This is a genomic window from Microcystis sp. M49636_WE2 (assembly GCF_030065375.1).
Classification (GTDB): domain Bacteria; phylum Cyanobacteriota; class Cyanobacteriia; order Cyanobacteriales; family Microcystaceae; genus Microcystis; species Microcystis aeruginosa_C.
Genome location: NZ_JASJFG010000359.1, coordinates 1 through 4,199, shown reverse-complemented (window position 1 = coordinate 4,199; position 4,199 = coordinate 1). Strand labels below are relative to the sequence as shown.

Sequence of the window (4,199 nt, the reverse complement as noted above, 5' to 3'; positions counted from 1 at the left end):
GATGAGCGCTCGAATCAAGGTTTTTATTAAGAGATATGAAGGAGAAAAATTTAGCAGGGTTGGGCGGCGCTAACGCATCCCCAGACGGAAAAAACTGAGAACTGTTAGACTAGAAACCAGCAGATTAACTGATAAACGAGCTTTATGTCACCCACTCTACTCATCTCCAAAGAACTCCCCACCCTGAAATATAATCCTAGTCTGGAGCGCTTTGATAGCTCTTGGGCGGCTCCTTTGTCCACTCTTCTGGGACTGGGACGGGCTGCCGGGGCAACTTTTATCGAATTTTTCCTGGAAAGAGTCAACTATATCAGTTGTTTAGCCGAAGATGACAGCATCACCAGTCTCTCACCGAAACTATCTACAGGGGCAGGAATCCGCCTTTTTCGCGGTAAAGCTGATTGTTATGTCAGTACCAACGATTTAAGCTTCCAAGGCTTAAAAAATGCCCTAGAAAAAGGTTTATCGATTCTCGGTTTAAACCTACCCAGTCCTAACGCCTATATTCCCGAAATCAATCTGGAAATGTTCCGGGATTATGCCACGGTCAAAAACAAAGATATTTGGCTGAATAATTGCAGTTCTTTGGGAGAAATGGGTGATATTCTCCTAAATGCTAACGTTCAACTCAATCAGAAAGCCTCTCACGTCCAATCTCGTCGCGCCGCTTATTTTCGCGATTGGCAAGAAATTTTAGTTGCCGCTAGTGATGGCACTTTTGCCCGGGATATTCGCCTCACCCAATCGGTGGGCTATAATCTCCTCTGTGCCGATGGGACTAATCGTTCTAGCATTGGTAAACGGGTGGGTAGTACCAGTAATCCCGATTTTCTGCGGACGTGGAATGCCGAGGAATCGGCGGCAGAAGTGGCCGAATCGGCGGGTAAAATGCTTTACGCTGACTATGTAGAATCCGGCAGTTATCCCATCGTCATGGCCAATGAATTTGGCGGCGTTATCTTCCACGAAGCCTGCGGTCATTTGCTAGAAACTACGCAAATCGAGCAAAAAACCACACCCTTTCTCGATAAAAAAGGCGAAAAAATCGCCCACGACAACCTGACGGCGTGGGACGAAGGATTATCCGATAAAGCTTTCGGTACTATCGATATGGATGATGAGGGAATGCCGGCCCAGCGTACTCTCCTAATTGAAAATGGTATCCTAAAAAACTTCATTGCCGATCGCACCGGTTCAATTAAAACTGGCCATCCGCGCACAGGTAGCGGTCGCCGTCAAAACTACACCTATGCGGCCGCTAGTCGGATGCGGAATACCTACATCGCTCCCGGGGAATATACCCTCGATAATCTCTTTAATTCCATCGATAAAGGCATTTATTGCAAAAAAATGGGCGGTGGTAGTGTGGGGGCGACCGGGGAATTTAATTTCGCCGTCGAGGAGGCCTATCTTATCGAAAATGGCAACCTGACTAAACCCCTGAAAGGCGCGACTTTAATCGGTTCAGCTAAGGAGATTATGAATAAAATCTCTATGTGTTCCCAAGATTTAGGTCTAGCGGCGGGTTTTTGCGGTTCCGTTAGTGGTAGCGTTTATGTCACCGTTGGTCAACCCCATTTAAAAGTCGATTCTATTACCGTTGGCGGTCGTTAATCATGACTTTAGTGATTCTCTACTATTTCCTCATTGCCATCATGATAGTGGGAATAATTGGCGAACTGCTGCCCGCTATCCCCGGCATGAGTTTGATTTTAATCGCCATGCTGGTGTGGGGTTTTGTCACCAAATTTGCGGGGATGGGGGTCGCTTTAACCGTGGCCTTTGTTGTCCTTCTCCTCAGTCTGGGGGTGGAATTCCTCGCTAGTTATCTCGGCGCCCAAAAAGTTGGGGCGAGCAATTGGAGTCAAATCGGTCTAGTAGTGGGTTTATTAGCGGGAATATTCGGGCTTTTACCCGCTTTACCCATTGGCGGACCGATTATCGGCTTATTTGTCGGTCCTGTGGTGGGGGCTTTTTTGGGAGAATACGCCTATCGTCGCGATTTGGAATTAACTCCCCGTTTGCAACAATCCCTAAAAGTCTGTGTCGGTATCGTCGTCGGTACGGTTATCGGTCACGTTGCTAAAGCTATGCTGGCCACGGCTGCCGTTATCGTCTTTATTGTCACCACTTGGCCCAATCTCTCTTCAGTTATCAGTTAGAAGATGTTGAATGTTGGGATTTTATTTGAAATTTCCCCATTCCCCCACTTCCCTATCACCCTATCTCCCTATCTCCCTATCACCTATCCTCCAACACCAAAAAAAATCTATGCCAAAAGTTGAAGATATCGCCCAAATCGCTAATTCTAGCGCCCAAGCTTTAGGAATTGCTAAATACGACATCTATGGTTCCTCGGTCGATGAAACCGATGTGGATGTGTTTCAAGGGGAACCGAAACAGGTACAAGCTTCCAATCGTTCCAGCGTTATCGTTCGCGTCTGGAATCAGGATAATCAAGTCGGTGTCACCTCCACCACCGATGTGGACCCGGTGGGACTGCAATTAGCCCTAAAAACCGCTCAGGAAGCCAGCGTTTTTGGCGTTAAGGAAAATGTCCCCGATTTTAGTCCCGCTGCCACCGCACCCACCACAGAAGTGGCCAGCGAAATGTCTAATCAAGCACCGGTATCCACTCTCGTCGATAAGTTATTAGCCGCCGAAAAATCCCTACTAGCGGCTCATCCAGCTATTGCCAGTGTTCCCTATAATGGTTTGGGACAACAGCAGGTCAGACGTTTTTATCTCAATAGCGACGGGGCAATGCGTCAGGAAGCGCGTAGTTATGCCAGTGTGTATTTATACACCAAAACCGAACAGGAAGGCAAAAAACCCCGCAGCGCTGGTGCTTTTCGGGTTAGTCCGGGCCTGGAAAAATTAGATATCGATGGTTGCATCGAGGAAGCGATTACCAAAACTGTTAGCCATCTGGACTATCAACCGATTACCACGGGTAAATATTTAGTGGTTTTTGCCCCCCGCGCCTTTTTGAGTCTAATGGGAGCATTTTCTAATCTGTTTAATGCCCAAAATGTCCTTGATAAACAGAGTCTTTCTACTCCTGAATCTTTGGGAACACAAATCGCTGCTACTGCCTTAAATTTGTGCGATGATTCCCTCCATCCGGCTAATGTTTCCGCAGAAACTTTTGATAGTGAAGGCACTCCTACCCGTCGTGTGGAATTAATTAAAGAGGGGATTTTGAGTAATTTTCTCCATAGCACGATTACCGCTAAACGGATGAATACAGAACCGACTGGCAACGGTAACATTGGGTCAAAAGTAACGGTTAGTCCCCATTTTTATCACGTTTTTGCTAGTGCTAATCAACCAAAAAGCTATTCTTTGGAAACAGCAGAAAATGTGGTTTTAATTGATAGTTTACAGGCACTTCATGCGGGAGTTAATTCTCTACAAGGTTCCTTCTCTTTGCCCTTTGACGGTTGGTTAGTTAACAAAAATGAGCGCATTAGCATCGATTCCGCTACCGTAGCCGGGGATATTTTAACACTGCTGAAATCGATTGTTTATCTGGAACCGGAAGCAGTTATTACTCCCAGTGGTGTTTGTCCCTACGTTTGGGTAGAGGGTTTATCAATCACGGGAGAAGCTTAACACTATACCAGACCAAAAATAGGGGGTATTAACCAGGGTAATACCCCCGCAAGATGGATGCTAATTTTATAGTCGTGGGTAAGCTGTTGACTATCCAAATTACAATAAATCCGGTTATTAAAGACTGATTAGGGTTTGCTGAATAAAGTACGGGCGAAGCATTCGGATAGAAAATCTACGGTTTCACCGATAAGTACCTAAGCAAAATTAATTACACATATCTAACCACCTCTTGCCTCCTGCTTTTTGCCTCTTGCCTATCTTCACTAGGAAATTAATTTTGCACGACTACTTAGGTTATTGCCCGAATGCTTCGCCCCTACAGGACGCGGGCCGATGAAGACCCAAGGTTTTGAACCACGATTCTCTCAAAATCTTGCACCTGTGGGAGCGAAACAGGACACTAAAACCCTTATCTCGTTTATATTTCACATTTATTCAGCTTTAGTATTACTCCTAATTAAGAACTATTTTTCAGCCGGGGGAAACCAATTATCATCTAATGTTTGTTCGAGGGATATATGAGCGTCTGAATTGAGGGAAAAAAGCTGAGAAACTGATTTAATCGCCACTGGATAAACTTT

General features: G+C 45.7%; 3 protein-coding genes and 1 pseudogene. 3 read left to right on the top strand and 1 reads right to left on the bottom strand.

What is annotated here, in order from left to right; translation table 11 throughout:
- Window positions 1–144 precede the first annotated feature (144 nt).
- The 3 genes from PX484_RS08550 (at window position 145) to PX484_RS08540 (ending at window position 3,615) form a co-directional block, all read left to right on the top strand.
- Window positions 145–1,614 (top strand): TldD/PmbA family protein, encoded by a 1,470-nt coding sequence (locus tag PX484_RS08550; RefSeq protein WP_004267945.1) that lies wholly within the window; start codon window positions 145–147, stop codon window positions 1,612–1,614.
- Window positions 1,615–1,616: 2 nt separating this feature from the next.
- On the top strand, window positions 1,617–2,162 hold the full coding sequence (locus tag PX484_RS08545; protein ID WP_287667656.1) for a DUF456 domain-containing protein: 546 nt from the start codon (window positions 1,617–1,619) through the stop codon (window positions 2,160–2,162).
- A 109-nt stretch (window positions 2,163–2,271) separates the two neighbouring features.
- Window positions 2,272–3,615 (top strand): TldD/PmbA family protein, encoded by a 1,344-nt coding sequence (locus tag PX484_RS08540; RefSeq protein ID WP_002798133.1) that lies wholly within the window; start codon window positions 2,272–2,274, stop codon window positions 3,613–3,615.
- Between the two features lie 467 nt (window positions 3,616–4,082).
- Here PX484_RS08540 and PX484_RS08535 read toward each other — a convergent pair.
- Window positions 4,083–4,199: pseudogene (locus tag PX484_RS08535) on the bottom strand (DUF29 domain-containing protein); the annotation flags it as partial.

What these genes read in the sequence shown, in the direction of transcription:
- PX484_RS08550 (WP_004267945.1), top strand. Translation starts at nt 145, where the DNA reads ATGTCACCCACTCTACTCATCTCCAAAGAACTCCCCACCCTGAAATAT.
- PX484_RS08545 (WP_287667656.1), top strand. Translation starts at nt 1,617, where the DNA reads ATGACTTTAGTGATTCTCTACTATTTCCTCATTGCCATCATGATAGTG.
- PX484_RS08540 (WP_002798133.1), top strand. Translation starts at nt 2,272, where the DNA reads ATGCCAAAAGTTGAAGATATCGCCCAAATCGCTAATTCTAGCGCCCAA.